This window comes from Cryobacterium zhongshanensis (genome assembly GCF_022760445.1).
In the GTDB taxonomy this organism is placed as follows: domain Bacteria; phylum Actinomycetota; class Actinomycetes; order Actinomycetales; family Microbacteriaceae; genus Cryobacterium; species Cryobacterium algoricola.
On sequence record NZ_JALGAR010000004.1, the window covers coordinates 192,146 to 218,343 of the forward strand.

Annotated in this window: 24 protein-coding genes; 9 read left to right on the top strand and 15 right to left on the bottom strand. The window is 69.6% G+C overall.

What is annotated here, in order from left to right; all coding sequences use genetic code 11:
- Nucleotides 1–5 precede the first annotated feature (5 nt).
- From MQH31_RS15050 to MQH31_RS15075, 6 genes are all read right to left on the bottom strand, one after another.
- Nucleotides 6–326 carry a 2Fe-2S iron-sulfur cluster-binding protein gene (locus tag MQH31_RS15050; protein WP_134534651.1) on the bottom strand — a complete coding sequence of 107 codons (321 nt, stop codon included), beginning with the start codon at nt 324–326 and terminating at the stop codon, nt 6–8.
- Between the two features lie 40 nt (nt 327–366).
- The gene (locus MQH31_RS15055) at nt 367–1,185 is read right to left on the bottom strand and encodes an SDR family NAD(P)-dependent oxidoreductase (protein ID WP_243012730.1); all 819 of its coding nucleotides are present in this window, start codon (nt 1,183–1,185) and stop codon (nt 367–369) included.
- Nucleotides 1,178–3,100, bottom strand: a complete 1,923-nt coding sequence (locus tag MQH31_RS15060; RefSeq protein WP_243012731.1) for a PEP-utilizing enzyme — start codon at nt 3,098–3,100, stop codon at nt 1,178–1,180. The genes MQH31_RS15055 and MQH31_RS15060 overlap by 8 nt, the downstream gene beginning before the upstream one ends.
- Before the next feature lie 78 nt (nt 3,101–3,178).
- A complete protein-coding gene (locus MQH31_RS15065) occupies nt 3,179–4,294 on the bottom strand; it encodes a PEP/pyruvate-binding domain-containing protein (RefSeq protein WP_243012732.1) in 1,116 nt (371 codons plus the stop codon).
- Nucleotides 4,294–5,640 (bottom strand): cytochrome P450, encoded by a 1,347-nt coding sequence (locus tag MQH31_RS15070; protein WP_243012733.1) that lies wholly within the window; start codon nt 5,638–5,640, stop codon nt 4,294–4,296. The genes MQH31_RS15065 and MQH31_RS15070 overlap by 1 nt, the downstream gene beginning before the upstream one ends.
- A 139-nt stretch (nt 5,641–5,779) precedes the next feature.
- Entirely contained in the window at nt 5,780–6,586 is an 807-nt protein-coding gene (locus MQH31_RS15075) for an IclR family transcriptional regulator (RefSeq protein WP_243012734.1), read from the bottom strand.
- 109 nt (nt 6,587–6,695) lie between these two features.
- On the opposite strand from MQH31_RS15075, the gene MQH31_RS15080 reads away from it, so the two are divergent.
- The 4 genes from MQH31_RS15080 to MQH31_RS15095 all read left to right on the top strand — a co-directional run bounded on the left by MQH31_RS15080 (nt 6,696) and on the right by MQH31_RS15095 (nt 10,132).
- Nucleotides 6,696–7,964 (top strand): MFS transporter, encoded by a 1,269-nt coding sequence (locus tag MQH31_RS15080; protein WP_243012735.1) that lies wholly within the window; start codon nt 6,696–6,698, stop codon nt 7,962–7,964.
- Between the two features lie 40 nt (nt 7,965–8,004).
- Entirely contained in the window at nt 8,005–8,700 is a 696-nt protein-coding gene (nucS, locus tag MQH31_RS15085; RefSeq protein WP_243012736.1) for an endonuclease NucS, read from the top strand.
- Nucleotides 8,701–8,844: 144 nt separating this feature from the next.
- Nucleotides 8,845–9,513: an HAD hydrolase-like protein gene (locus MQH31_RS15090; RefSeq protein ID WP_241976240.1), complete on the top strand. Its 669-nt coding sequence runs from the start codon at nt 8,845–8,847 to the stop codon at nt 9,511–9,513.
- A 130-nt stretch (nt 9,514–9,643) separates the two neighbouring features.
- Nucleotides 9,644–10,132, top strand: a complete 489-nt coding sequence (locus MQH31_RS15095; RefSeq protein ID WP_243012737.1) for a hypothetical protein — start codon at nt 9,644–9,646, stop codon at nt 10,130–10,132.
- 66 nt (nt 10,133–10,198) lie between these two features.
- On the opposite strand, the gene MQH31_RS20725 is transcribed toward MQH31_RS15095, so the two are convergent.
- A complete protein-coding gene (locus MQH31_RS20725) occupies nt 10,199–12,418 on the bottom strand; it encodes a glycosyltransferase family 39 protein (protein WP_279238932.1) in 2,220 nt (739 codons plus the stop codon).
- On the bottom strand, nt 12,415–13,704 hold the full coding sequence (locus tag MQH31_RS15105; protein WP_243012738.1) for a bifunctional glycosyltransferase family 2/GtrA family protein: 1,290 nt from the start codon (nt 13,702–13,704) through the stop codon (nt 12,415–12,417). Before MQH31_RS15105 ends, MQH31_RS20725 begins: the two co-directional genes overlap by 4 nt.
- Before the next feature lie 159 nt (nt 13,705–13,863).
- Between MQH31_RS15105 and MQH31_RS15110 the strand changes: the two genes are divergently transcribed.
- Nucleotides 13,864–14,700, top strand: a complete 837-nt coding sequence (locus MQH31_RS15110) for a CPBP family intramembrane glutamic endopeptidase (RefSeq protein ID WP_243012739.1) — start codon at nt 13,864–13,866, stop codon at nt 14,698–14,700.
- The gene (locus MQH31_RS15115) at nt 14,697–15,224 is read left to right on the top strand and encodes a universal stress protein (RefSeq protein WP_166792610.1); all 528 of its coding nucleotides are present in this window, start codon (nt 14,697–14,699) and stop codon (nt 15,222–15,224) included. Before MQH31_RS15110 ends, MQH31_RS15115 begins: the two co-directional genes overlap by 4 nt.
- A gap of 43 nt (nt 15,225–15,267) precedes the next feature.
- On the opposite strand, the gene MQH31_RS15120 is transcribed toward MQH31_RS15115, so the two are convergent.
- From MQH31_RS15120 to MQH31_RS15130, 3 genes are read right to left on the bottom strand one after another with little or no spacing between them, the layout of a single operon-like run.
- A complete protein-coding gene (locus tag MQH31_RS15120) occupies nt 15,268–15,870 on the bottom strand; it encodes a hypothetical protein (RefSeq protein WP_243012740.1) in 603 nt (200 codons plus the stop codon).
- A gap of 18 nt (nt 15,871–15,888) precedes the next feature.
- Complete coding sequence (locus MQH31_RS15125) at nt 15,889–17,943, bottom strand: primary-amine oxidase (protein ID WP_243012741.1); 2,055 nt, start codon at nt 17,941–17,943, stop codon at nt 15,889–15,891.
- A 58-nt stretch (nt 17,944–18,001) separates the two neighbouring features.
- Nucleotides 18,002–19,486: an APC family permease gene (locus tag MQH31_RS15130; protein ID WP_243012742.1), complete on the bottom strand. Its 1,485-nt coding sequence runs from the start codon at nt 19,484–19,486 to the stop codon at nt 18,002–18,004.
- Nucleotides 19,487–19,804: 318 nt separating this feature from the next.
- On the opposite strand from MQH31_RS15130, the gene MQH31_RS15135 reads away from it, so the two are divergent.
- A complete protein-coding gene (locus tag MQH31_RS15135; protein WP_243012743.1) occupies nt 19,805–21,328 on the top strand; it encodes an APC family permease in 1,524 nt (507 codons plus the stop codon).
- The gene (locus MQH31_RS15140) at nt 21,325–22,038 is read left to right on the top strand and encodes an IclR family transcriptional regulator (RefSeq protein WP_134534669.1); all 714 of its coding nucleotides are present in this window, start codon (nt 21,325–21,327) and stop codon (nt 22,036–22,038) included. The genes MQH31_RS15135 and MQH31_RS15140 overlap by 4 nt, the downstream gene beginning before the upstream one ends.
- 6 nt (nt 22,039–22,044) lie before the next feature.
- Here MQH31_RS15140 and MQH31_RS15145 read toward each other — a convergent pair whose 3' ends face one another.
- On the bottom strand, nt 22,045–22,263 hold the full coding sequence (locus MQH31_RS15145; RefSeq protein WP_134534670.1) for a three-helix bundle dimerization domain-containing protein: 219 nt from the start codon (nt 22,261–22,263) through the stop codon (nt 22,045–22,047).
- A gap of 111 nt (nt 22,264–22,374) precedes the next feature.
- On the opposite strand from MQH31_RS15145, the gene MQH31_RS15150 reads away from it, so the two are divergent.
- The gene (locus MQH31_RS15150; RefSeq protein WP_243012744.1) at nt 22,375–22,902 is read left to right on the top strand and encodes a heme-degrading domain-containing protein; all 528 of its coding nucleotides are present in this window, start codon (nt 22,375–22,377) and stop codon (nt 22,900–22,902) included.
- Here the strand turns inward: MQH31_RS15150 and MQH31_RS15155 are convergent.
- The 3 genes from MQH31_RS15155 to MQH31_RS20730 form a co-directional block, all read right to left on the bottom strand.
- The gene (locus tag MQH31_RS15155) at nt 22,889–25,741 is read right to left on the bottom strand and encodes a putative bifunctional diguanylate cyclase/phosphodiesterase (protein WP_243012745.1); all 2,853 of its coding nucleotides are present in this window, start codon (nt 25,739–25,741) and stop codon (nt 22,889–22,891) included. The two genes, MQH31_RS15150 and MQH31_RS15155, sit on opposite strands and share 14 nt — an antisense overlap.
- Before the next feature lie 120 nt (nt 25,742–25,861).
- On the bottom strand, nt 25,862–26,035 hold the full coding sequence (locus MQH31_RS15160; RefSeq protein WP_243012746.1) for a hypothetical protein: 174 nt from the start codon (nt 26,033–26,035) through the stop codon (nt 25,862–25,864).
- A 5-nt stretch (nt 26,036–26,040) separates the two neighbouring features.
- Nucleotides 26,041–26,166 carry a hypothetical protein gene (locus tag MQH31_RS20730; RefSeq protein WP_255454363.1) on the bottom strand — a complete coding sequence of 42 codons (126 nt, stop codon included), beginning with the start codon at nt 26,164–26,166 and terminating at the stop codon, nt 26,041–26,043.
- Nucleotides 26,167–26,198 lie beyond the last annotated feature (32 nt).

Here is a 26,198-nt window from a genome sequence, read left to right on the forward strand (position 1 = left end):
GCCGGTCACACCTGCGTTTCGGGGGTCTGCACGTGCACGGACACGTCGTCGGAGAGTTTCAGCTGGCAGGAGAGCCGGGAATTGTCCTCCCGGTCGACGGCCGTACCGTCGAGCATGTCGTCCTCGAGATCGAGCTTCGGCGGGAACAGCCCCGCGCTGTCCGCGCAGAGGAAGACATGGCAGGTGGCGCAGGACAGGCTGCCGCCGCACTCGGCGACGATCCCGGGAACGCCGTTGCGCACCGCGGTCTCCATCACGGAATCGCCCGCGAATCCGGTGACGATGGTCTCTGTGCCGTCGAAGGCGACGTAGCTCACGGTTGGCATTTCTCGGTCTCCTGGTTCGGTTCTCGGGGTGACGGGTGGGTCAGAGGAACTGCCGGCCGCCGTCGACCACGAGGGTCTGGCCGGTGATGTAGTCGCTGCCGGGTGCGGCGAGGAACAGGGCTGCGCCGACGATGTCCTCCGGTTCGCAGGCCCGCTTGAGCGAGCCGCGGTCGACGCCGTAGTTCTCGGCGCCCGCGATGAGCCCGTAGCTGGCCTCGGTCAGGGTGAAGCCCGGGGCGATCGCGTTGACGGTCACGTTGCGGTCGCCGAGTTCCTTGGCGAGCACCCGGGTCAGCGCGATCACGCCGCCCTTCGAGGCCACGTAGTGGGCCCAGTGCGCCGAACCGCTCATCACCGTGGCGGAGGAGAGGTTGATCACCTTTCCGCCGTCCGGCAGGTAGGGCGTGCAGGCCCGGGTGACGAGCCACGGCCCCTTGAGGTTCACGGCCATCACCCGGTCCCACTCGTCCGGGTCGAGCTCGGTGAAGGGGGCTCGGGTCACGGTCGCGTAGATCGCGGCGTTGTTGATGACGACGTCGATCACGCCGGCGTGGGCCGGGGGCGCCTGACCGGGGGCGGATGCGCCGGGCCGGGCCTCGGGGGCCCAGCCGGCGGCATCCGCTGCCAGCCGGGTGACCGAGGCGAGGTCGGTGACGTCAACCGGGAGGGCGATGGCGGTGCCGCCGGCCGCCTCGACGAGCGCGACGGTCTCCCGTGCGCCCTCGAGGTTGACGTCGGCGACGACCACCCGGTCGCCCTGGGCCGCGAAGCCCAGGGCGAAGGCACGGCCCAGGCCGCCGGCGGCGCCGGTGATCAGCACCGTCCGCCGCAAGGCCCCGGCCGTGCCGCGCTCAGGCATGGCTGCTCTCGGCGAGGACGGCGTCGAGCTGGGCTGCCGCGGCCGGGGCCAGGGCGAGGTCGTGCTCGTGGGCCAGGCCGGCAACGTCCTGGCCTGCGCCGTGGTCGTCGACGATCGTCACGGTTCCGTTGTTCCCGTCGACCCGCAGCCACTGTCCCGTCCTGATCTGGGCGGATGCGGTTCCGGTTCCGGTGACCGCCGGCATCCCGTACTCGCGGCAGACGATGGCCGCGTGGCTCATCATGCCGCCGATGTCGGTGACGGTCGCGCGGATCTTCCCGAAGATCGGGCCCCACGACGGCGCGGTGACGGGAGCGACGAGGATGTCGCCCTCCTGCACCTCGGAGAGCTGGTCGGAGCTGCTGATGACCCGGGCAGGGCCCTCGGCGACGCCGCTCGAGGCGGCCATGCCGCGGAACTCGCCCTCCGGCGCGTCGGAGTCACCGAGCCAGTTCTTGATCTGGTCGCTCGTGATGCCCCAGAGCATCAGGGTGAAGGGTTCGGTGATCACGGCGGGCGGGGTGTTCAGCGCCGGCTGCGGGCGCTCCTCGGAGAGCGCGTCGACGATGACCCTGCGCCGGGCGACCTCGGCAGGCCAGTAGTCCGGGCCGATCGCGGGAGCGCCGACGGCCCAGCCGGTGACGTAGTCGAAGAGCGTCTCGCGCACCTCATCGCGGCGGAGGTAGAACATGTCGTTCGCCTCCGGCCAGAACCCGGCCTCTGAGAGCATCTTCGAGAGCTGGCGGGCCTTCCGCCAGAAGACGCCCATGGTCCAGTGCTCGATGTAGAAGTTGTGGTTCTCCACGTAGGGGTAGACCTGCCGCGCAAGGCCGAGCTTGCCCTGGAACGCGGCGAGCTGTTCGGGGCTGAGAAGTTCGGAGTACTCCTCGGTGATGCGGTCCCGTTCCGCGATGAGCTCTGCGACGGGGCGGTCGATGCCGACACCGTTCTGCACGCGCACGATGTAGTCGGCGATGTAGCCGAGCGGCAGCTCGAGGTGGTCCAGCCAGTACTTGTCGTGGGCGTAGAAGCCGTTGCCGACGGTGAAGTTGAACCAGGGGTCCTTCGCCTCGGTCCAGGCCGCGAGCCACTCCGCCCCGCCTGCGGCCGCGCCGATCGCGGCGAGGGTCGCCTCCGGGTCCTCGGTGTTGCCGAAGTGACCGTCGACGCCGAGTTCGACGGCGAGCTTCGCGAGCCTCTTGAGCTCGTCATCCGGTCGGAAGAGTTCCATGTCGACGCCCTGCACCATCTTCGCGACGGCCTGGTCCGGGATGCCGGGGAAGACCTCCTTGCAGAAGCTGAAGAAGTCGAGATAGGCGACGTAGCCGAGGTTGAGGAACTCGAAGTGGTACTGCCAGGCGCGGTAGGTCAGCGAGATGAGCTTGTCGAAGTTGCCGAGGAGCTCGTCGTTCGGGCCGAGACCCTTTCCGCTCGTGACGTCCTCGAGAGGTACAGCGTCCGGCAGCGCCTCGAAGGACAGTGCGCCCAGCTCGTCGATCGTTCCGCGGATCTTGTCCTGCCACTTCGCGAGCAGTCCGTCCCAGTTCTGGAAGTAGTGTCCGGCGCGGGCCATGAACTCGGGGACCCGGGCGGCGATCTCCGTCTCGGGGACGCCGACGGGCGACATGAACACGTAGCCGTTGTGGATGCGGAATTCGATGCCGTTGGCCGGCGGGATGAGCAGGTGGCGGGAGTTGTACTGGCCGAGGCAGGAGACGGCGAACTCGAAGCCGATGGTCTCGAAGGGCTTGGTCACCGTCGGCCAGTGCTGGCTGTCGCAGAACCAGAATTTGGCCTCCTCGACCTCACGCCGGTTCTCCTGGAAGACCAGGTTGTAGGCGTAGAGGTCCTTCCAGCCTTCTGCGGCGGCCGCGGGCTTCTGGCCGTACGGGCTGGGGAATGACTTCTCTGTCATGGGTCAACCGTTCTGTGTGGGTAAACGCGGGTGGAGGGGACGAATGGGAAAGCTGAGGCGCAGCGGATGCGCGGGAGGTCAGGCCTTGCCGGCCTGCGTCATCAGCGAGCGGGTGATGCTCTCGATGCCGAACCCGGCGGACTGCGTCGGGATCGAACCCGACGCCGTCGACGAGAACACCGTCTCGGGGCGCGACTGCAGGAGGAGCAGGTTCTCCCCGTCCGGCAGGTCCCGGTCGAGGGCCCATTCGATGTCCTGGGGGCACCGGAAGTGCTTCTCTGCCCGCTTGGCGATCGCGGCGATCGCGGTGATCTCGGTGTCGCTGATGCAGAGCCGCCCCCGGCGCTCTGCAGGGACCTCGCGTTCGACGAGGGACCTGCTCGCGGGGTCCGGCACGAGTTCGGCGTGCTTGTCGCCGATCGAGTGCTTCACGACCATGAGCATGACCTTGTCGACGGTGATGTTGTCCGGCGTTACCTGCCCGGAGACGACGAGCTCGCCGAGTCCGTATGAGGCCTCCATCACGATCTTGGAGCGGTCGCCGTTGGTCGGGTCCATGGTGATCGCGACGCCGGCGGCCCGGGCGTTCACCATCTTCTGTACCGCGACGGCCATCGACAGGCCCTCGTTCGGGATCTTGTTCTTCAGCCGGTAGATGATGGCCCGGGAGGTGTAGAGCGAGGCCCAGCACGCGCGGATGTGCTCGGTGACGTCTTTCACGCCGAGGAGCCAGAGGTAGGTGTCCTGCTGGCCGGCGAAGCTCGCATCCGGCAGGTCCTCCGCCGTCGCGGAGGACCGCACGGCGACGGGGACAGGGGACTCGAAGCGCGACTGAAGCGCCTCGTACGCCTCGATGGTCGTGGCGTGCAGCTCGGCGGGCACCGGCCGTGAGGTGATCTCGAGGCGCAGCTGTGCCGAGACCCGGTCGACGGCGGCCACATCGTCGGGGTCGAGCTTCGCGAGCATCTCGTGGATGTCCTTCTCGATGCCGGCCTCGCGGATGAACGCGTCGTACGCGGCCGTCGTGATGGCGAAGCCGGGGGGAACGGGCATCCCGGCCGCGGTGAGCGCGACGAGGGAGGCGCACTTGCCGCCGAGCTGCTCGTGCAGCGGGGGAAGCCCGCCGTCGAAGAACTGGATGTATGCGGCGTGGGATGCGGGTGTTGCGGTGACGGCGGGGGTTGTGGTTTCCATCAGGCGTTGGCCTTCCAGGTGACGGGAACCGACGTCGGCGCCCTGAACGACAGGTTGTCTCCGAAGACGATCGCTTCGGGATCGACGATCCGCAGGCCGGGGACGGCCCGGATGGTCTCTTCGACGACGATCTTGTCCTGCAGCTTGGCGAGCATGTTGCCGAGGCAGTAGTGGATGCCGAAGCCGAAGGAGAGGTGGGTGCGGGCGTTGGCCCGATCGATGTCGAAGACCTCCGGATCCTCGAAGACGCTCGGGTCCCGGTTGGCCGCTCCCATCAGGAGCAGGATGTTCGAGCCCTTCGGGATCGGGGTGCCGGCGATCTCGGTGTCGACGAGCGCCTTGCGCCGCCAGCCGACGATCGAGGGGCTGTAGCGCAGCGTCTCGTCGATGGCCCCGGCGATGCGCTTCGGGTCGTCGACGAGCTTCTGCCACTCGTCGGGGTGGCTGAGCAGCATCCTGATCGTGTTGGAGATGAGCGTCGTCGTGGTCTCGTGGCCGGCGAAGAGCAGGCTGTAGCAGACCGACGCGATCTCGTGGTCGGAGATCTCGCCGCCGGCCAGCTGGGCGCGCACGAGGTCGGCGACGAGGTCGGTGCCCGCCGTTCCGGCGTCGATGGCCTCGTGGGCGGCGGAGACCAGGCGACGGCACTCCGTCCAGTAGTCGACGAGGTTGTGCGCGTGCGGGATCTGCTCCTCGTCGTCCAGGTCGCCCCAGGTCATCGCGGCCCGCGAGTCCGACCATTTCTTGTAGGTCGGGACCATCTCCGGCCCGACGCCGAGCAGGCCGAGGATCGTGATGGTGGGGATGTCGACGGCGACGTCCTTCAGGAAGTCGCCCCGGGCATCCGGATGCGCGAGCATCTGGGCGAGCAGCCGGGCGGTGTTCTCGCGGATGGTGGGCTCGAGGGCCTTGTACCGGCGTGGGCTGAACTCCTGCTGCACGATCGTGCGCATCCGGGTGTGCTCGGGGGGAACGCGGGCGGAGAGGCCGGAGTATGCGGTGAAACCGCCGTCCGCCATGATCTTCGTCGCGGCGGCGCCGCGCGGCCGCACGGGGGCCTGGGCGTTCTCGCTGCTGAAGACGACCCAGTTGTCGAAGACGGCCTTGATGTCCGCGTACCGGGAGACGACGTAGTAGCCGATGCGCTCATCGAACATGACCGGCTCCTCCTCGCGAAGCTCGGCGTATGCCGGGAACGGGTCGTTCATGTCGAACGGGGAATAGCCGTGGTGGCCGGCGGGGCTTGATGCTGCGGTGGCCGCGGCGAGCGCGCGGTGGTCGACCGGGCACTGCCCTGCGGCGGGCTGGGCTGCGACGGGCTGTGCCGTCACGGGCTGAGCGTTCACGAGTGCTCCTTCTGTCCACGTCTGCGGGGACTGTCCACTTCTGCGGGGATCTGGCTCCATCTAATGCTCCCGGAGCGGGGAAGCGCAGGGCTTGTCCCACTGGGCGGAAGTGGGGTTGGGCGGGCCCGTTCTGGCCGGTTCAGGGCTGCTGCGGTTTGCGGGCACGAGCGGCCGGTTGCAGTGCGGCTTTCGGCAGGTGCGCGATCCCCGCCTGGATGCGCTCGGCCGAGCCGAGCAGGATGGGCAGGTTGCGCTCGAGCTGGTGCGCCCGCGAGGTCGGCAGCACGATCCCGAGGCCGCCGAAGATGCGCCCGTCGGCCTGGAACACCGGGACGGCGAGCGAGCACGATCCGAGCCGCACTTCCTCGGAGGCGACGGCGAAGCCCTGGCCGCGTACCTTGTCGAGTTCCCGGCGGAGCTGCTCCGGGTCGGCCTTCGTGAACGGGGTGCGCTGCACGAGTACCGCACCGAGCACGGCGTCACGCACCCAGCCCTCCTCGAAGGCGAGGATCGCCCGGCCGACCGCGGTCGCGTGCATCGGAAGGCGCCCGCCCACACGGGAGGCCTGCGGGACTCTCCTGCTCCCGTAGACCCGGTCGATGTAGAGCACGTCCGCGCCGTCGCGGATAGCGAAGTGGGCGGTCTCCTGGGTGAGGCCGAACAGGTCCTGCAGGTACGGCCGCACGACGTCGCGTAGCTGCCGTCCGGCATGCTGGCCGAGTTCCCAGAGCCGGAGGCCGATCTGGTACCGGCCGCGGGCATCCCGCTGCACGGCGCCCCACTCCTCCAGCTCGCCGAGCAGGCGGTGCACGGTGCTCTGCGGAAGGCCGCTCTCGGCGCAGATCTCGGAGAGGGTCCGTGCGGAGGGGCTGGACTCGAAGACGGCGAGGATGCTCAGCACGCGCGAGGTGACCGTCTGCCCCGGTGAGGTGGTGCGTCCTGCCACGATTCCCCCCTCGCGCCCCGATGCGCTCCTGACGAGCCCATCGTACGTCGCCGAAGATCGACTAGCGTTGACGGGACCCACCCCTGTTCGAGTCCGAGAAGGAATTGCCATGACCGCGCCCTCCGAATCCACGGCCGCGGCCGGCGCTCGGCCGGGCGCGACCGAGCGCGCGGGAGCCCTCGCCGCGCGGAACGCGGTCTTCGCGGTCTTCTTCGTCAGCGGGCTCGGGCTCGCGAGCTGGGTCGCCCGGATCCCCGCGGTCCGCGACAGCCTCCGGCTGGACACCGCTCTCGTCGGCGTCCTGATCTTCGGTCTCTCCGCCGGCTCGGTGCTCGGCCTCGGCGCAGCTGTGCGTCTTCTGGACCGTTTCGGCGCCCCTCGGGCGATGACGATCAGCATCAGCACCTCCGCGATCGGCCTCGTGCTCGTCGGCTTCGGCGCGACCCTGCTCCTCTCGGCCCCGCTGGTGTTCGCCGGGCTGGCCCTGGTCGGGCTCGGGATGGGCTCGCTCGACGTCATGATGAACGTCGAGGGCGCCGCGGTCGAACGCACCATCGGCAGGACCCTGATGCCGCTCATGCACGCGTGCTTCAGCCTCGGCACCGTGGTCGGCGCGCTCATCGGTGCCGCGGCATCCGCCCTGTCGGTGTCGGTCTTCTGGCACCTGCTCGTGATCGCACTTCTCGCGGTCGCGACGGTGGTCGTCGCCGTTCGCTCCCTTCCCGAGGCCCAAGTCACGCCTGCAGCGGGGCCTGCCAACGCTTCCGGCGGCCAGGGTGCCCCGCGCTCGACCTGGCGGACCCGCCTGGCGGCGTCCCTCTCGGTCTGGACCGACGGCAAGATCCTGCTGATCGGTGCGATCGTGCTCGGAATGACGTTCGCGGAGGGCTCGGCGAACGACTGGATCGCCCTCGCCTCGGTCGACGGCCACGGCCTCAGCAACACCGGTGGCGCGATCGTCTTCGGCGTCTTCGTCGCAGCGATGACCGTGGGCCGGGTGCTCGGCGGACCCGTCATCGACCGGTTCGGCAGGGTACCCGTGCTGCGCGCGTGCGCGGTCGTCGGCGTGCTGGGCCTGCTGCTGTTCGTCCTCGCGACGGGCCCGTGGATGCTCTACGGAGGCGCCGTGCTCTGGGGCATCGGAGCCTCCCTCGGGTTCCCGGTCGGGATGTCCGCGGCGGCGGACGACACCGAGAACGCCGCTGCCCGGGTGAGTGCCGTCGCCATGATCGGCTACTTCGCGTTCCTCGTCGGGCCGCCGGTCCTCGGCATCCTCGGCCAGGCCTGGGGCATCCTCAACGCCCTGTACTTGATCCTCGGGCTGATGGCCCTGGCCGGCCTCGCCGCGCCGGCCGCCCGCGAGCGCCACCGGAGCTGACGGCACACGCGGGGCTCACCTCAACTACTACTCTGAGTAGGTGAGACTTGTTATCGCCCGCTGCTCAGTGGACTACGCCGGACGCCTGAACGCTCACTTGCCACTGGCCACCAGGCTCCTGATGCTCAAGGCCGACGGCTCAGTGCTCGTTCACAGCGATGCCCTCTCGTACAAACCCTTGAACTGGATGAGCCCGCCGTGCTCCCTCGTCGAGCAGGTCCCCGACGACGAACAGACGGATGCCGGCATCACGCAGGTCTGGACCGTCACCCACGCGAAGACGGAAGACCAGCTCGTCGTCAGCATCCACGAGGTGCTGCACGACTCCGCCCACGATCTCGGCATCGACCCCGGTCTGATCAAGGATGGCGTCGAAGCGCACCTGCAGAAACTCCTCGCCGAGCACATCCACCTGCTTGGGGACGGCCACACCCTCGTCCGCCGCGAGTACATGACGGCGATCGGCCCCGTCGACATCCTCGCGAGGGACGCCGCCGGACACTCCGTCGCGGTCGAGCTCAAGCGCCGCGGCGACATCGACGGGGTCGAGCAGCTCACCCGGTACCTCGAGTTGATGAACCGCGACCCGCACCTGGCGCCGGTGGCCGGGGTCTTCGCCGCACAGGTCATCAAGCCGCAGGCCCGGATGCTCGCGGAGGACCGTGGCATCCGGTGCCTCGTGCTCGACTATGACGCGATGCGCGGCCTCGACGACACGCAGTCCCGCCTGTTCTGAGCCGCCCGGGAGGGCCCTGATGAGTGTTTTCTTTCGAGGGAGCGCTCTCACGACGGCAGGGGTAGCAGCCCCTGGGATTCAGGCATAAAGTAGAAAATTACCCATTTCGTGGGAAATCGGGGCTCTGGCCTCTAGGATTAGCGAGTGAATTCGACATTGACTCGCACCTGGAGTGCAATACTTTTTGACCTCGACGGAACCATCACCGATTCCGCCCCGGCCATCACCAACTCCCTCGCCCGGACCTTCGCCCTTCTCGGCCGACCGGTTCCGACCGACGCCGAGTTGCTCGCCTACGTCGGCCCGCCCCTCTTCGCCGCCTTCCGTGAGTACGCCGGCATGACGGAAGAGGAGGCAACGGAGGCCGTCGCGGTCTACCGCGCCGACTATCACGGCGAAGCCATGCTCGACACGGCCGTCTACCCGGGCGTCGCCGGTCTGCTCCAGCGTGTGCACGAGGCCGGGATCCCCCTCGCCCTCGCCACGAGCAAGCCGGAGCATGCCGCGATCACCATCCTCGAGCACTTCGACCTGGCCCGGTTCTTCACCGTCATCGTCGGGGCGAGTGATGCGGAGACCCGCAGCGCCAAGGCCGACATCGTCGAAGAGGCGCTGAACCGCCTCGCCGCCGTCGGCACGAGCCTCAGCACCCCCGTCATGGTCGGCGACCGCAGCTACGACGCGGAGGGCGCCGCAGCCCACGGCGTGCCGACGATCCTCGTCGAGTGGGGCTACGGCTCTCCCGCGGAGGCGGCAGCCGCGACCGCGACCGTCTACTCCGTCGACCAGCTCGCCAAGCTCCTCCTCGGCTGACCCGCTCCGCTGCCCCGAAGGCGGATGTCGCGCGCTCCAGGCGCGCCGCCTCCGCGTTCGGGAACCCGTGCATCAGCGAGCTGATCGTGCACCGCGACCGAATGTCGGTGGTCCCTGCGACCCTGTCGCCATGAATACGACTCAGCCCCACATCGACGAAATCCTCCGGGCATTCTTCGAGCGTGAGCTCGAGGGGAGCCGGGGTCCCATCACGCGCCAGCGCATCACGCGTGTGTACCAGCGCCTCCTGGTGTGCCTGGAAACCGACGCCGAGAGCATCCTGGTCGGAGACGACCGCGTGTTGCTCGCCGCTGAACGGGAACTCGAGCCCGATGGCGCGTTTGTCCGGACCATGCACGCCGACGACCTGCTCTTCGGTCTCGAGTCGTTCCTGCGAGAGCCCTGGCTCGATCCGATGAAGCAGGAACGCCAGGACCAGCGGGTCCAGCTGCGGCTGACGTCCGGGCTGATCCGGATGCTCCTCCTGGCCCGGCTCATCGACCGCTACCGCTACGCGTGTCCCCTGGCGGAGCTGCAGGCGCGCATCGCCACGCTCTCTCGCCCGCTGTATCCACGGCGGATGCAGCAGATCATCCCCGGGGTGGAGCCGTGGCGCTGACGGGACCGACCTGCCAGCGAGGGTCCCGTCAGCACCGGCGGCTGGACGGCTCGGTACAGCTAGCCGTCATGAGGAGGCCGAGGCCGCCGCCGCGGCATCCGCCGACAGGTCGTAGAGCGTGACGCTGTCGACGGTCTGCGCGGTGAAGTTCTCGGCGACCCAGGCCGCGATCTCACTCGAGGCACTCGATCCGCCGTTGGCCTGGCCGGTCCGTCCACCGATGAAGTAGTGGATCTTCCCTGCGTCCACATCGGCCTGGAACTCGGCGAGGGTCGGGGCGGGGTCACTCCCGTTGAAGCCGCCGATCGCCATCACCGGCAGCTGGGTCGCGAGCTGGTAGCCGGCGGCAGAGTCCGACCCGACGGCCGCGGCGATCCAGGTGTAGCCACCGGAATCCACCGAGAGCAGCGCGGCGAGACTGGCACTCACGCTCGCTGAGCCCATGAGCCCAGCGGGCCCGCCGGTGCCCCCACCCGGTCGCCCACCGGTCCGCAGCGTCCCGGTGGTGCCGTTCGGGACAGTGCCATTCGGGACGACGCCGTTCGGAACAGTGCCATTCGGGACGACGCCGTTCGGAACAGTGCCATTCGGGACTGTGCCATTCGGGACGGTGCCGTTTCCGCCGGTCCCGCCGGCCGGCGGAGTGCCGCCGCCGGCGAATCCGCCGGCGTTGCCGCCCGGGAAGCCGGCCCGTCCGCCGGGCATTCCACCGCCGCCCATTCCGCCCATACCGCCGGACACGGTCGGTCCGGCCGTGACGATCGAACCGGTGTGAGCGGTCGACACGGTGTCGATCGTGTAGGCAACCGGCGCGAGCAGTGCGCCGGTGAGGGCGATCGCGACCGTCGTCCGGCGCCCCCACTTCCCCGACAGTCGCCCGGGCCAGGCCGCGCGCGGCGGCACCATCAGCAGTGCTGCCGCGACGAGGCCGAACGCGACGACGACGAACTTCAACCACGGCAGCCAGTCGGCGGCGCGGTCGAGCAGCACCCACGCCCAGGCGCTCGTCGCAAGCATCGCGACGGCCGCCGTGATCCGGGCCCAGAGCGCCGCGCGTTTCATCCAGACGAGGCTCGCGCCGATCGCGACGGTTCCGGCGAGCGCGGGCGCGAGAGCAACGGTGTAATAGGCGTGGAAGATCCCGGCCATGAAACTGAAGGCCAGCGCGGTCAGGATCAGGTAGCCGGCGAAGAGGAGCAGGGTGGCCCTCCGGAGCGAGATCCGCGGGGCGCGACGGAGCACGACGAGGGCAGCGACGACGAGCAGCAGTGCGGCGGGCAGCAGCCAGGTGATCTGGCCGCCGAACTCGCCGAGGAAGAGCCGGAAGATCCCGGTCTCGCCCCACATGCCGCCGGTCGCCGCAGCCCCCGCGCCGCCCGCCCCTCCCGTGACGCTCCCGGTCTCGCTCCCGGTGAGTCGGCCGAATCCGTTGTAGCCGAAGGTCAGTTCCAGGAAGCTGTTCGTCTGCGAGCCTCCGATGTACGGGCGCCAGCTCGTCGGGACGAGTTCGACGATGGCGACCCACCAGCCGGCGGAGGCGATCACGGCGCCGAGGGCCGCGAACGAGTGCCAGAGCCGGGTGCGAAACCGGTGCGGGGCCGCGTACAGGTACACGCCCGCGAGCGGCGGCAGGATCAGGAACGCCTGCAGCTGCTTCGTCAGGAAACCGAAGCCGACCATCGCGCCGGCCCAAAGGACCCACTTCAGCCGACCGGTCTCGATGCCGCGCAGCGTGAAGTACGTGGCGAGGCTGAGGAGCAGGACCAGCAGGGCATCCGGATTGTTGAACCGGAACATCAGCGCGGTGACCGGGGTCACCGCAAGCGAGGCGCCGGCGAGCAGCGCGGTGCCTGCCGAGAAGCGGCGGCGCACGGTCGCGACGAGCACGCCGACCGAGGCGACGCCCATCAGGGCCTCCGGCACGAGGATGCTCCACGAGCTGAGTCCGAACAGGCGCACCGAGAGGGCCATCAGCCACAGGCTCGCCGGCGGCTTGTCGACGGTGATCGCGTTCGCGGCGTCGGAGGATCCGTAGAAGAACGCGGTCCAGTCGACCGATCCTGCCTGCACGGCGGCGGAGTAGAACGAGTTCGCCCACCCGCTCGCGCCGAGGTCCCAGAGATAGAGCACCGCCGTCGCGAGCAGGAGGCCCAGCAGGGCGGGGCGTTCCCAGCGCGCGGAGCCGGCCCTGCCGCGCACGAGGGTGCGCGGCAGGGCGGTGAGACGGGCCACGAAGCGGGCGCCGAGCAGGGAGGGGGCGGGGCGCGGGGAGACCTGGGTCGTCATGAACTGGTTACTTCCTGTCTGGTGGGAGCGTCAGTGCGGGATTCTGCATCGCGCAAGGTCACTTCGTCGCGGGAGGTGCGGGGCTCGATCCGGGTCGGGGCCGGCGTCCGCTGGCTCCGGAAGACCCAGAGCCGCAGCAGCACGAACCGCATCACGGTCGCGAGGAGGTTTGCGGCCGTGAGCACGATGATCTCGGCCTGAGGCCCGGCATCCGCCCGCACCAGATGCAGCACGAGGAGGGAACCGCTCGTCACGAGCCAGGCCAGGCCGAAGATCACGAGCCCCTGCGCCTGGTGCTTGACCGCGCCTCTCCGCCCGCGCACGCCGAAGGTGAGACGCCGGTTGGCCCAGGTGTTCGCGATCGCGGTGATGAGCAGGGAGAGGAAGTTGGCCAGCTGGGCCGGCATCACGTACTGGAGCACGAGGTAGAGCAACGCGAACGCGACGGTCGAGAGCACCCCGATCACGCCGAAGCGCAGCACCTGGCCGAGGAACGTCGGCGGGTTCGGCGGCTCATAGGGCGGCCGGCCGAGTTCGGCGTAGATCTCGTCGACGGGGATCCTGCCGGTCACGAGTGAGTGCGCCACCCGCACGAGCCCCTTGAGATCATCGGCGGCCGTGCCGACCACGTCGACGCGACTGTCGGGGTCGTCGATCCAGTCGACGGGCACCTCGTGGATCCGGAGCCCGGCACGCTCGGCGATGATGAGCATCTCAGTGTCGAAGAACCAGCCGTTGTCCTCCACCAGTGGGAGCACGCGCTGGGCGACGTCGCGGCGCATCGCCTTGAAGCCGCACTGGGCGTCGCTGAATTCGACGCCCATCGTCGTGCGGACGAGGGCGTTGTAGCTGCGGGAGATGAACTCGCGCTTGCCGCCGCGGGTGACGCGGGAGCCGCGCGACAGCCGGCTGCCGATGGCGACATCGGAGTGTCCGGAGAGCAGCGGGGCGACGAGCGGAGGGAGGGCGCGGAGGTCGGTCGAGAGGTCCACGTCGACGTAGGCGACGACCGCGGCCGGCGAGGCGAGCCAGACCCGCTTGAGCGCCCGGCCCCTGCCCTTCTCGACGAGGTGCACGGCGTGGACGCCGGGGAGCTCGGCCGTGAGCGCATCGGCGATCGCGGCGGTGTTGTCCGTGCTCGCGTTGTTCGCGATGGTGATCCGCCAGGGCTCGTCGAACTGGTCGGTCAGGTACGCGTGCAGCACACGGATGCTGCGCGCGAGCGTCTGCTGTTCGTTGTACACAGGCACGACGACGTCGAGGGCGAGAGCTGCTGATCGGGTCATGGTGGCCACTCTCCGCCGCGGGCCTATGCCAGAGCACTGTCCCGGTTATGAGTGCGGCAAGGAGAAACTGTGAAGCGCCTGTGACGTCCTTCCGGACTAGGGTGGGGCCATCCACGGAGATCAGCCGGCGAGAGCGTGCGCGGAGAGGCAGGCCAGATCATGACACCGGAACCGGCCCGCACGTGGGTGCGCCGGCATCCGCTCGCGGTGTTCTTCGGCCTCGCCTACCTGTTCTCCTGGTCCTGCTGGATCCCGATTCTCGTGTCCGGCGGTACCGTGCGACCGGGAGTCGGCTGGCCGACCGACCTGCCGGGACTCGCCGGTCCCCTGCTCGCCGCGGTCGTCACGACCGCGGTGGTCGACGGCCGGCCCGGCCTCGCGGCGTTCTGGCGTGGCGTCTTCCGCTGGCGGATCGGCTGGTGGTGGCTCACGGTCCCGGTCGTGCTCGCCGCGGGTGCGATCGGGATGCTGGCGACGGGCGCCCCCGTTTCGGCGGCCGGGCTGAGCGAGTACCCCGGAGTGCCGGCGGACCTCGGCCCCGTGCTCACGGTGGTCGTGGTCTTCGTGTTCAACGGCCTCGGCGAAGAGGCCGGCTGGCGGGGTTTCGCCGCCCAGCGGATGCTGCGCGACCGGTCGCTGACGGAGACCGCGCTCCTGATCGCCCTGGCCTGGATCCCGTGGCACCTCCCGCTGTTCTTCATCATGTCGACCTTCCGGGGTTTCAGTCCCGGCGCGCTGGTCGGCTGGTCGCTGGGCCTGGTCTCCGGGTCGATCGTGCTGGCCTGGCTGTTCCGGGGATCGCGGGGAAGCGTGCTGCTCGTGGCGGCCTGGCACACTGCGTACAACTTCACCTCGGCGACTCCGGCCGCTTCCGGGGTGCCCGCGGCGGTCACGTCGACGCTCGTCATGGTCGCCGCAGCCGTCATCCTCATTCGCGAGTGGAGCATCCGCCGTCGCGTCGTACCTGCAGCACTTCGCCGAGGGAGCCCATCGTGACCACCGGACAACCGAATGACCGCCAGCACCGCGCGCGGATCGTGGTCGGGGTCGACACCGGCCAGCCGGATGCCGTCGTGCAGCAGGCCGCCGTCTTCGCGGAGCACTTCGGCGCTGAGCTCGTCTGCGCCTGGGTCGACACCGGGCGCTACGTGATCGAGGAACACCCGGACGGTACCGTGAGCTCGCTCTCGTTCGATCCCGATGTCGTCGACCTCGCCGACGAGTCGCTTCCGCCACGGCTACTCGCGCGACTCGCGGTGGCGCTCGACGGCAGCCCTGTCGTCTGGAGCACCCGGGCATTGGCCGGGGACCCCGCACTGGCGATCGGCCGGCTCGCCGACACCCTCGGGGCCGCCATGATCGTCGTCGGCACCCGGGAGTCGAGTGTCCGGGCGGGCCTGCAGGCATTCTTCAGCGGGTCGATCGCCGTGCGCCTCGCGCATCGCCAGCACCGGCCGGTCGTGATGATCCCGCTCGCGCCGGTGCCCTTCGAGGAACGCCTCCCCTGGGAGCCCGCCTGACGCCCAGCCCTGCCCGGCGTTGGTCGGGCGAACCCGGCGTCGGTCAGGCGAAGGGCATCACGGCCATCGCCGCCGTCATCGCCGACATGCCGAGCAGGTTCCCGCGTTCGAGCCGGGTTCGGCTCTCGGTCACGAGCAGCACGAGGGACCAGACCACGAACGCAGCACCGGCCACGCAGACCAGCGGCAGCAGGAGCGAATCCGAGTGCGTGTGCCCCGCCCCGCCCGCACCGGATCCCGGAGACATCACCGTGTGCGCCATCAGCTGGCCCGCCGTGACCACGAGACCGAGCGGGTGGTGCAGCAGCATGGTCTGCCGGCCCCGGTGCGCCGCGGCCCGTACCGCCCCGCCCTGAGGTGTCGCGAATCGAGGTTCCCGGGCCTCGTGAACGTCGATTCGCGCCCCCTCAGCGAAGACGGCATCGCGGCGGAGCAGCGCCGAACAGGTCAGCCCCCAGGCGATCAGGATCGCCGCCCAGGGCAAGGGCCCGAGGCCGAAGACGCCGAACGCGGAGTCCGTCATCGCCGCGAGCATCACGAGGGTGGAGACGACCGCGAGGCCAGACCGGGAGCGCCGGCTGCCGAGCACGCAGCAGAGGTTGAGTGACGCGCCGCCGATCATGATTCCGTGCAGTGCCCAGGTCACCAGCGCTCTCCTCTCGCCCTAGTGGTGCGTGTGCTCGTGGGCCGCGCCGTCGTGCCCGTGCGAGCAGTGCGACACCGGTTCGTTGGCCGGCACGTTCATCGCGGGGTTCGCTCCGAAGAAGCCGTAGGGCTTGAGCGTGAACTTCGCGTAGTCGACCGGCATCACCGGCCAGTCCTCGATCCGCGGGAAGTGGGTCGGGCCGAAGGTGTGCCAGAGCACGATGTCCTCTCCGTCGATCGGCCGGTCGCCCGCGATGTACTTCGTGATGCCGTCTCCGCCCGGGTTCTGGTGCACGAAGTCGCCGGCCGCGAACTGCTCTGCCGGGTCGTACTGGGTGACGAAGAGGTGCTTCGTGGCGAATTCGGCGCGCTTCGCGATCGACGATCCCGGGTCGGCCATCAGCGTCGGAGACTGTTCCGGCTGCAGCACGTACCCGGTCGGGCGTCCGAGCCGGTTGGTCTTCTCTGTGTTGACGATGTGCCAGGCCCTCGCGACGGATGCGTCGGCGAGCCGCCCGGAGGATGCCTCTCCGGTCAGCCGGGTCGTCTTCTTGGTGAAGGCGTTGCCGTGCGGGTTGCCAGGGCCCATCGGCAGCCGCACCCCGTCGATCTCGTCGACGGCGTTGGACAGCCCGTCGACCATCATGTCGAGCCGCGCGCTGAAGAGGTGCTGGTGGTACGGGGCGCCGAGCCCGGGAGCGACCTCGCTGGCATACGCGTAGTCTCCCTCGATCGCGGTCTCTCCGATAGGCTCCCCGATCCCCGGGTATGCCGAGGTGAAGAGGATGCCAGTGAGCTTGGCCTCGCACTCGATGGTGCCGTCGAGGGAGAGGTACCAGTAGAAGCCGTAGTCGTAGTTGCCGACCGTGGTGAAGAAGCTGATCACGAGGCGGCGCTGCCGGCGCACCTCGTTGGAGCCGGTGAACATGTCGCCGTGCTTCCAGAGCGTTCCGACGTCCTCCTCGTGCATGCAGATGCCGTTCTTGATCGTGAACGGGTTGCCGAGCTCGTCGGCGAGGACGGCGTCGAAATACTTGATCTCGCCGACGCAGTCGCAGCCGAGCGCCAGGGAGTTGGTGAACCGGCCGAACAGGTATTCTCCGGTGTCGAAGTAGTTCTGCCAGAACCGCACCGGCGAGGGGTCGCCGTACGGCACGAGCATCTCGTTGATCGAGGCCCGGTAGATGATCGGGCGCTCTTCACCCGCATCGGTGAACGACAGCTGGCGCAGCACGAGGCCCTCGCGGGTGTCGAAGCCGACCTGGAACTTCCAGTTCGCCCAGCTGACCCACTCGCCGTCGACCGTGAAGCTCGGTCCCTCCGGCTGCGAGATCACGATCGGCTTGAGGGTCGTGAGCGGGGCGCCCTGCACGGCCGGGTCGTCGAAGTTGCCGCCCTCGGCCGGGATGTCCAGGGTGCCGACGTCGATGAGCCGGGTGATGGTGCGGGACGCCGTGTCGACATAGGCGGAGAGCCCGTCGACCGGGTGCGCCCAGGGGTGGTCCTCCGGGTAGTCCTGGCGGAAGGCGAGCACCCGTACGATCCGGCGGCCGACCTCTTCCGGGTAGTCGTAGTGCCCGGCCGAGAGCGGCACCACCACGACCTCGTCGATCGTGGTGCCCCGCGCGGCGAGCGCGGCCACCCAGCGCGGGTCCTCGGCGACGATCCCGGCGATCGCATCGAACTCGGCGAGCAGCACCGGCAGCTGGCCGGCCGAGCCGTCGAGCACGCTCGTCGTGAGCACCGTGCGGCCGGTGATGGAGACGATGTTGTCCGTCGACCGGCCGGTTTCCATGTCGAGCAGCATCACCCGGGCCTGCCGGTCCGGAAGCGGCCCGGTGCCGTCCTGCCAGGCGAGGACCTCACGCTTGTGCGGTTCCCACAGCCCGACATAGGCGAAGCGGGTGGTCGCGTTCCAGTCTGCGCCCGCCGTGACGACGTCGCGCACGGTCGCGAACTCTGCGGCGGTGAGGCTGCCCACCGGGTGGCTCTGTGCCGCCTCCGCGTCCTTGCCGTGCTGAGGGTCGCCGTGTTCGTGGTGGCCGTGCGGGGTGTCGAGATCGGTGATGGTCATGATTCTCCAGTCGAAGGGTCGTGAGAGGTGAGCGGATGCTGCGGGCGGGGTTCGCGGGTCACCCGCCGATGGCATCCGTGATCTGGTCGTATGCGACCCGGTTGGTGCGCTTGAGGATGAGCGCCTGCACGAGGCCGCCGAGGGGGAAGATCACGACCAGTCCGAGCAGGACGGCGCTCACGACGCCGAAGACGGGCGCGCCGTCCGCGTCGACGTCGCCGACGAGGAAGGGGAAGTTCGTGGCGATGAGCACCGCGGCGCCGAGCAGGCCGAGCAGCCCGAGCACCGGTGCGATCACGGTGTTCCAGAGCCGCCTGTCCTGCTTGGTGCGGGCGAAGTAGACGACGACTGCGATACTCGTGACGGCCATCAGGATGGCGATCGAGAGGGTCGCGACGCCGGAGAGCCAGGTGAAGACCTGAAGCACCGGGTCGAGGCCGAGCACGGCGAAGACGACGATGAGGATTCCGGCGGTCCCCGTCTGCACGATCGAGGACAGGTGCGGTGCGGAGTGCTTCGTGTGCACCCGGCCGAGGAAGTCGGGCAGGACCCGGGCGTTGGACATCGAGTGCTGGTAGCGGGTGATCACGTTGTGGAACGACAGCACGCACGCGAACATGCTCGTGATGAGGAGCACGTTCATCACGACCTGACCGATCGGACCGAGGTAGGCGAGGGTCGTGATCAGGATCATCGCGCCGGGGTTCTCCGCGGCCTGGGCGACGACGCCGCTCGGGCCCCACGCCATCACGAGCGCCCAGGAGGCGAGCGTGTAGAAGACACCGATGCCGATCACGGCGACGTAGGTGGCCCGCGGGATGGTTCGGCCGGGGTCCTTCGCCTCGTCGCGGAAGATCGCCGTCGACTCGAAGCCGATGAACGCGGCGATCGCGAACATCAGGCCGATCGCCGGGGAGCCGGTGAGCACGTTGTTCGGTTCGAAGGGCGCCATCGAGAGGCCCTCTGGGCCGCCGTTGACGACCACGGCGACGACGAGCGCGAGCACGACGCCGACCTCGCCGAGGAGCAACACCCCGAGCACCTTCGAGCTCAGGTCGATGTGCCGGTAGCCGAGGAAGCCGACGAGGGCGACGGCCGCGAGCGCGTAGAGGTACCACGGCAGATCCGGCGCGCCGAGGCCGGTGAGGGTGACGCTCAGGATGTATCCGACGTACCCGTAGACCGCGACCTGGATGGTCGTGTACGTGAGCAGGGCGAGGAACGCCGTGGCGAGTCCGGCCGGTTTGCCGAGCCCGTAGTTGACGAAGGTGAAGAACGCGCCGGGCTTGGGCACGTGCCGGGTCATCGCGGCGAGGCCGACAGCGAAGAACAGCAGGACGATCGCCGCGACGACGAACATCGACGGGAAGCCGACTCCGTTGCCGAGCAGGATGCCGAGCGGAGCGGAGCCGCCGATCACCGTGAGCGGCGCCGCAGCGGCGACGACCATCAGCACGATCGACGTGACGCCGAGGGAACCGGTCAGGGACCGTTCGGCGGGGGCGGTGCCCACGGATGCCGTGGGCTCTTTGGTTACGGTCATGTCATCTCCAGCTCGGGCGGGTTCGTCAGGGGAAGTCGGGGGAAACGGGGGAAAGCGGATCGGGAGGTCTGCGGCCAGCCTGTCCGACCGCTGTTGCCGACCGGTCTCGCCGGGGTAAACGTCCGGGCGGCCCGAATGAGACGCGCGCCGCCCGTCGTCTCACTCGGCGGTCACGCGACCGAAACACGCCCGAAGCGCGGTCGCAACGCCGGCTGGTTAGCCTGAGGCTCCGCACCGCCGCCGACCGTGAGACCGCCGCCGGCCATGAGACCGCCGCCGACCGTGAGCATGTGAACGAGAGAGAACGAGGCCGGACCGATGACCGCACTGGCCAGGGCCATCAACGATCCGCAGCCGGTCGACGGCATCGGAACCCGCTCGCCCGTCGATGGCCTCGACCGGCGCAGCGTCGGATTCCTCGACGTGCTCGCGCAGTCCGTGTCCGCGGTCGCCCCCTCGGCGGCCGCCACCACGATCCCGCTCCTCGTCGCCGTCGTAGCGGGCGGCGCGACCGTGTGGTCGCTCGCGACGGCGATGCTCCTCGCGTTCCTCGTCGCGACGACGATCAACCAGTTCACCAGGCGCATCGCGGCGGCCGGGTCGATCTATACCTTCGTCTCTCGTGGGCTCGGCACCGCTGCGTCGTTCGTCGCCGGTGTCGGCCTGCTCGTCGGCTACGGCTTCATCTCGATGTTCGCCCTCGGCGGCGCCGGGTACTACCTCACGATCGTGGTAGCCCGGTTCTGGCCGGCGCTCACCGGGTCCGTCCTCGTCGCGGGCCTGCTCATCATCGTCATGGCGGCCCTGTGCCTGCTCGTGCTGGCCCGCGGCATCCGCCTCTCGACCAGGATCACCCTGCTCGTCGAGGCAGTTTCGGTGCTCATCATCGTCGTGCTCGTCGTCGCGCTGCTCGTGCGGCTCTGGCCGGTGCTCGACTGGTCCCAGCTCGCGCCCGGCGGCATCGACCCCGCCAACTTCGCGGTCGGGTCCGCCCTCGCCCTCACGGCCTTCGTCGGTTTCGAGAGCGCATCGACCCTCGGTGTCGAGGCGAAGCGCCCGTACGCGAGCATCCCGCGCGCGATCGTGTTCACCGTGCTCGGGTCGGGGATGCTCTACCTGCTCGCCTCGTTCAGCCAGCTCGTCGGCTTCTCGGCCCTCGGCGGCACGATCGCGGCGAGCGCATCCCCGGTCAACGATCTCGCCGCCGCATACGGGATCGACGCGATCGGCCTGCTCCTCGACGTCAGCATCGCGACGTCGTTCCTGGCCTGCGCGATCGCCTCGACGACCGCCCTCGTGCGGGTGCTCTTCACCATGGGCAGGGAGGGCCTGCTGCCCAGCAGGTTCGGGCGCACCCACCCGCGGTATCGCACGCCCTTCGGCGCGGCGCTCGTCGCGATGACCGTGATCACGGTCGTGCTGCTCACGACGATCGCGTTGTCCGGCAGCGTCTGGCAGACCATGGAGGTGCTCATCGTCGGGGCCGCGGGCGGCTACATGATCGCCTACCTGCTCGTCTGCGTCGCAGCGCCCGTCTTCCTCAGGCGGATCGGCGAGTCCACCTTCTGGCCGGTGCTGTTCGCGGTGCTCGCCGCCGTGCTGCTCGGGGCCGTGCTCATCACCTACCTCGTCGTCGAGAGCGGCTCGGCCAGGGCGCTCGGGGTCTGGGTCTTTCTCGGCGTGATGGCTCTCGGCCTCGCCTGGTGCGGCCTGCGACTGCGCGGGCGGCCCTGGCTGCGGGACACGATCGGGGTGTACGACGTGCCCGTGACGGGCGACGTTCTCGGCGGGCCGGCCCCGGCGGATGCCGCGGCGCGGGAATCGGACCGGGCCGGCCCGTGACGGGCGCCGCGCACCTCGGTGCCCGCCAGCCGAAGGCGATCCAGAGTGCCCTGACGGTGCTCGAGGAGGTCGCCCGCTGCGGGTCGGGGGTCACCGCGCGGGAAATCTCGGACAGCCTCGGACTCCCGAAGGCGACGGCGTACCGGCTCCTCAACCTCCTGGTCCAGGACGAGTATCTCGTGCGGATGCCGGACCTGCGCGGGTTCGCCCTCGGGCGCAAGGTCGTCGAACTCGCCCGCCTGGTCGCGCCCGCCCAGCCGCCGGAGGCGGTGCGTGAGGTCGTCGACCGGCTGCGGTCCCGCATCCGTGGGGGCATTCACCTCGTCCGCTACGACAGTGAGGGCGTCCGCGTGATCGATCCGGACCCCGACTACCCGCCGAGCGTGTCCGTCAGGAGCGCCCGGGCGCTCGAGACGAGTGCGATGGGTCGGCTGCTGCTCGCCGAGCGCGGTGCGGCCGACTCGGTGGTGCTCGGCGAGGACCCGGAACTGGCCGGGCAGCTCGCCACGATCCGGTCCGACGGCTACGCGCATTTCCTGAGGCCGGGGGCGCCGGGGACCGGCTGTCTCGCGATCCCGATCCGGAACCGGGAGGGATTGCTCGTCGCAGGGCTGTGCCTGTCGGCCCCGGCAGCACGGATCGACGAGCCCGCCGAATTCCTCGCCCTACTCAGGATGGGCGCGCGGGAACTCGCGCCCCTGCTCGCCTGAGGGTGCTCAGGCCGCGGTCGGGAGGTGCAGTGCGGCCCGGCGCAACCGTTCCTTGACCGCGTGCTCGATCAGCACGGGGATGTAGTCCCGCAATGGATTCCGCGCAAGCGCGAGCTGCTGCTCGCGCACGGTCTTCTCAATACTCGTCGGTGGTTCGTTGGGAAACTTCTCTTCCAGTCGGACAATGATCTGCTCGACCGCGCGGTCTTCCTCTTTTCGATTCACTCCTTCAGTCTCTGCCTGCTGCGGCGCTGGGTCAAACGCGGGCACCGGCCCTGGCCGACGACTCGGCAGTGGACAGACGGCTCGGCAGTGGAAGACTGTCCGAGGCGGCGCATGCCGCACTTCCTGGAAGGGCTCGAGATGACCGACGCACCGACACTGTCCGCAGAGGAACAGAAGCTGGAGATTCTCCTCGAGCAGGAGCGCAGCATCCAGTTCGATTCCTTCGGCTTCGCGGATGCCTGGGCGGTGGGTACCCTGCTCGTGGAGCTCGGACTCGAGCGGGACCACCCGATCGCGATCGCGATCATGTTCGGGGACCAGCGGGTCTTCCACGCGTCCCTGCCGGGGGCGAGCGCGGACAATGACGGCTGGCTCGAGAACAAGTTCCGCGTCGTCCGCCGGTTTGCGAGCTCCTCGCTCGCCGTCGGCACCCGCTTCCGCGCAGCGGGCCGCGACTTCGACACCTCCTCCCGGCTCGACCCACGAACGCACGCCGCGCACGGCGGCGCCTTTCCACTGCGGGTGCGCGGGGCGCTGATGGGTGTCGTCGGTGTCTCCGGTCTCGCCCAGCAGCTCGATCACGACCTCGTCGTCGAAGCACTCACGGCGCACCGGGCCCAGCAGCTCACGCGCGGCTGAGCGTCGCCTGCGCGACGGACGCGAATCCGGGCGTCGGCCGGCCGAGCAGGTACCCCTGGGCGAAGGCGCAGCCGGCTTCCCGGAGCGCGGCGAACTGCTCCTCGGTCTCCACTCCTTCGGCGACCACGTCGATGTCGAGCTTCTGCGCGAGCGCGATGATCCCCTCGACCAGGGCGACGGATGCGGGCTCCGGCAGGTTCGCGGTGAAGGTCCTGTCGATCTTGATCTGGTCGACGGGCAGGGTGTTGAGCCAGGCCAGGGTCGAGAACCCGGTCCCGAAGTCGTCGAGCGAGATGCTCACACCGAGCCGCCGGAGTTCCGTGAGCCGTTCCACGACGCCGGGGAGATCGATGAGCGCCCTGCTCTCGACGATCTCGAGCACCAGCCGATCCGGACGGAGCCGGTTGCGGTTGAGGGCTGCGCGCACGGTCGGTATCAGCCGCGGGTCGACCAGGGTGGCACTCGCGAGGTTCACCGCCACGTGCAGGGGCGCCTCCCCGACCGCGGCGAGGTCGGCGGCGGCGCCGAGGGCCGCGAGGTCGGCGAGGGCCTCCCCGAGCACCCAGAGGTCGAGGTCGGCGACGAGGCCGGTCTCCTCTGCGAGCGGGAGGAAGGCTGCGGGGGCCAGCAGGCCCAGGCGGGGATGATCCCAGCGGATCAGGGCTTCGGCACCCACGACCCGGTCAGGTGAGGACAGCGCGACGATGGGCTGGTAGTGCAGTCGCATCTCGGACCGCTTGAGCGCCTCGGCAAGCTCGCTGTGAAGTGAGGTCGCCGGGTCGGTCCGGTTGCTGTCGTCCGCGAAGGCGACCTGGTTCCGGCCGGTCCGTTTCGCGTCATACATCGCGGTGTCCGCGGCGGCGAGCAGGCGTTCTCCACCGTCCCCCGGGCCGTTGTGCACCGCGACCCCGACACTGGCGGTGATGCGCAGGTCGTGGCCGGAGACGTGGAACGGCCGATTGAGGCTGTCAACGACCCGGTGGGCGAGGTGGACGGCCTCCTCGTGGCCCGGAAGCTCACGAGCCAGGACCGCGAATTCGTCGCCGCCGAGACGTCCGATGGTGGCCTCGGCACCCAGGCACCCGCGAAGCCGAACGGCGATCTGGCGGAGGAGTTCGTCGCCGGCGCCGTGGCCGAGCACGTCATTGACCTGTTTGAAGTTGTCCAGGTCGCAGAACATCACGGCGGTGCACGAGCCCTCCGCACAGGTCGACACGGCGGAATCGAGCTCACTCGCGAACAGCATCCGGTTGGCGAGGCCGGTCAGCGGGTCGTGCAGGGACTGGTGACGGACCGTGGCGAGGAGCCGGGCGTTCTGCAAGGCGATGGCGCCCTGGTGGCTGACGCCCTCGATGCGGGCGAGTGTGCTCGGGGAGATGCCCGACTCGGGTGCGGAACGCCACCCGCCCGCCACGACGCCCATCAGCACGTCGCCGGCGAGCAGCGGCACGATGATCGCCGCGGCCATCCCGCATTCCGCGAGGAGGCCGGCGAGTTGCGGGCTCGCGGTCAGCGTCGAAAGCGGGACCGGCCGCTGGTGGGCGAGGAGCTCGACGAGTTCGGGCGTCTGCGCGGCGAGAATCGGCGACGCGAGCATCCGCTCCCTTCGGGGCGCATCGAGGCCGGCGGTCGCGACCGCCTGCATCACGCCGGGTCCGGCGTCCCAGAGCAGCACCGCGGCGGCATCGCAGCCGGCGATCGCCGGCACCGCGAGGGCGACCGCGTCGGCGACGGCCTCGCTGCCGTTGCTCGTTGCGAGCTCATGGGCGAGCACCAGCATGGCGGCCGCCCTGCTCTCTTCCCGCCTGCTGTCGTCGAGGGCCGTGAACAGGTCGAGCGCCGCGGCGGCATGACCGGCGTAGGCCTCGAGCAGGGTCCTGTCACCGTCCATCGAGGTGTGGCCGAGGGAATACAGCGCGGCGAGGTGCCCGTAGGTGCGCCGGCTCGAGGCCACGTCCACGATCACCGCCCGGTCGCCGAGGGCGTCGCCGTGAAGGATTCGCGCGGCGATCCTGGCCGCCTTGGGGGCATCGAGCCCCTGGAAGCGAAGCACGGGCTCGCCGTGGTCGGACGTCATGATGAGCAGGTACGCCGGCGCAAGCACCGCAGACGACGCACGGGCGACGATGCGGGCGAGAACGTCGTCGACATCGTCGCTTCCGACGAGGTCTGCTGCGGCGAGCTGGACCTCCTTGACCTTCTCGCGCAGGAGCACAAGGGACCGGTTGGTGGGATGGGTCCATGACCGCAACGACCACCAGCGGCGCCGGGTCGACCAGGTCACTTCGTAGATGCAGCACTCGTATCCGTCGCACTGGCACTCCGGGTGGACCACGATCGCGGCATTGAGCCCGAACATCGACGGCAGCGCGGCGAACAGGCCCTGGGCGTACTGGCAGTCGAGGCGCGACGGGCGATAGCCCTCGTGCAGCCGGTAGCGGAGGGTTGCCGACGTCCGCCGCACGGAAACGGATTCCATTGTCGACGTGGTCGTGAACTTGGGAATCAATCGTGGCAACTGGCGGTAGACCGCCGCGGGCGACGCGAAGGCGCTCAGGAGCTGCACGAGCACCGGATGCAGCCCGTCGGTGACGACCGTCGAGCCCACCGTGTACATCGTGCGCGGGTCGTCGAGCACGATCGTCGCGGCCTCGAAAAGCCGGATCCTGGTGTCGTAGCTCACCCAGGTGGCCGTGTCCTCGAGCCAGTCGACCGACTCAGTCACTCCGGCCCTGGCGAGGACCTCGGCGACGGCAGCGTCCCCGCCGTGTGCGCGCACATGGCCGAGGAGAAGGGAAATCGTCGTACTCGACGTCTCCCGCAGCTCCAGTGTCATCATCGCCCCCTGGTTGCATACTATCGACTGCACCCACCGGTGAGGGGGGCTGGAACGGGCGGCTCAGCGGACGACGGCCGAGCATCCGGTCATCCGGCGACCGGTCGATCAGCGAGCACCGGTTCAGCGGACGGTGTCGTCCGGGCTCTTCGCCGCATCCGCAGCGGGAGCGGAGTACCGCATCAGCGACTTGTGCCGCAGGTTGTACTCGCGCTTGAGTTCATTCCAGCGCGGCAGCGAGACCTGGTTGGCCGGCGACGCCGGGTTCGGTTCGCCTGACGACGATGCCTGGGACACGGTCGTCAGTCCTGGTCGTCGTCGTGCGTCGTCGAGACCGGGCCGCGACGCGCAGCGAATTCACGCTTGAGCGCCGACCAGCGCACAGCGGACACGTAGTGGATGGTGGAATTCTTCGTCACGTCGGCCATGGGTTCTCTCAGTCTCAAACGGTTGATGAACG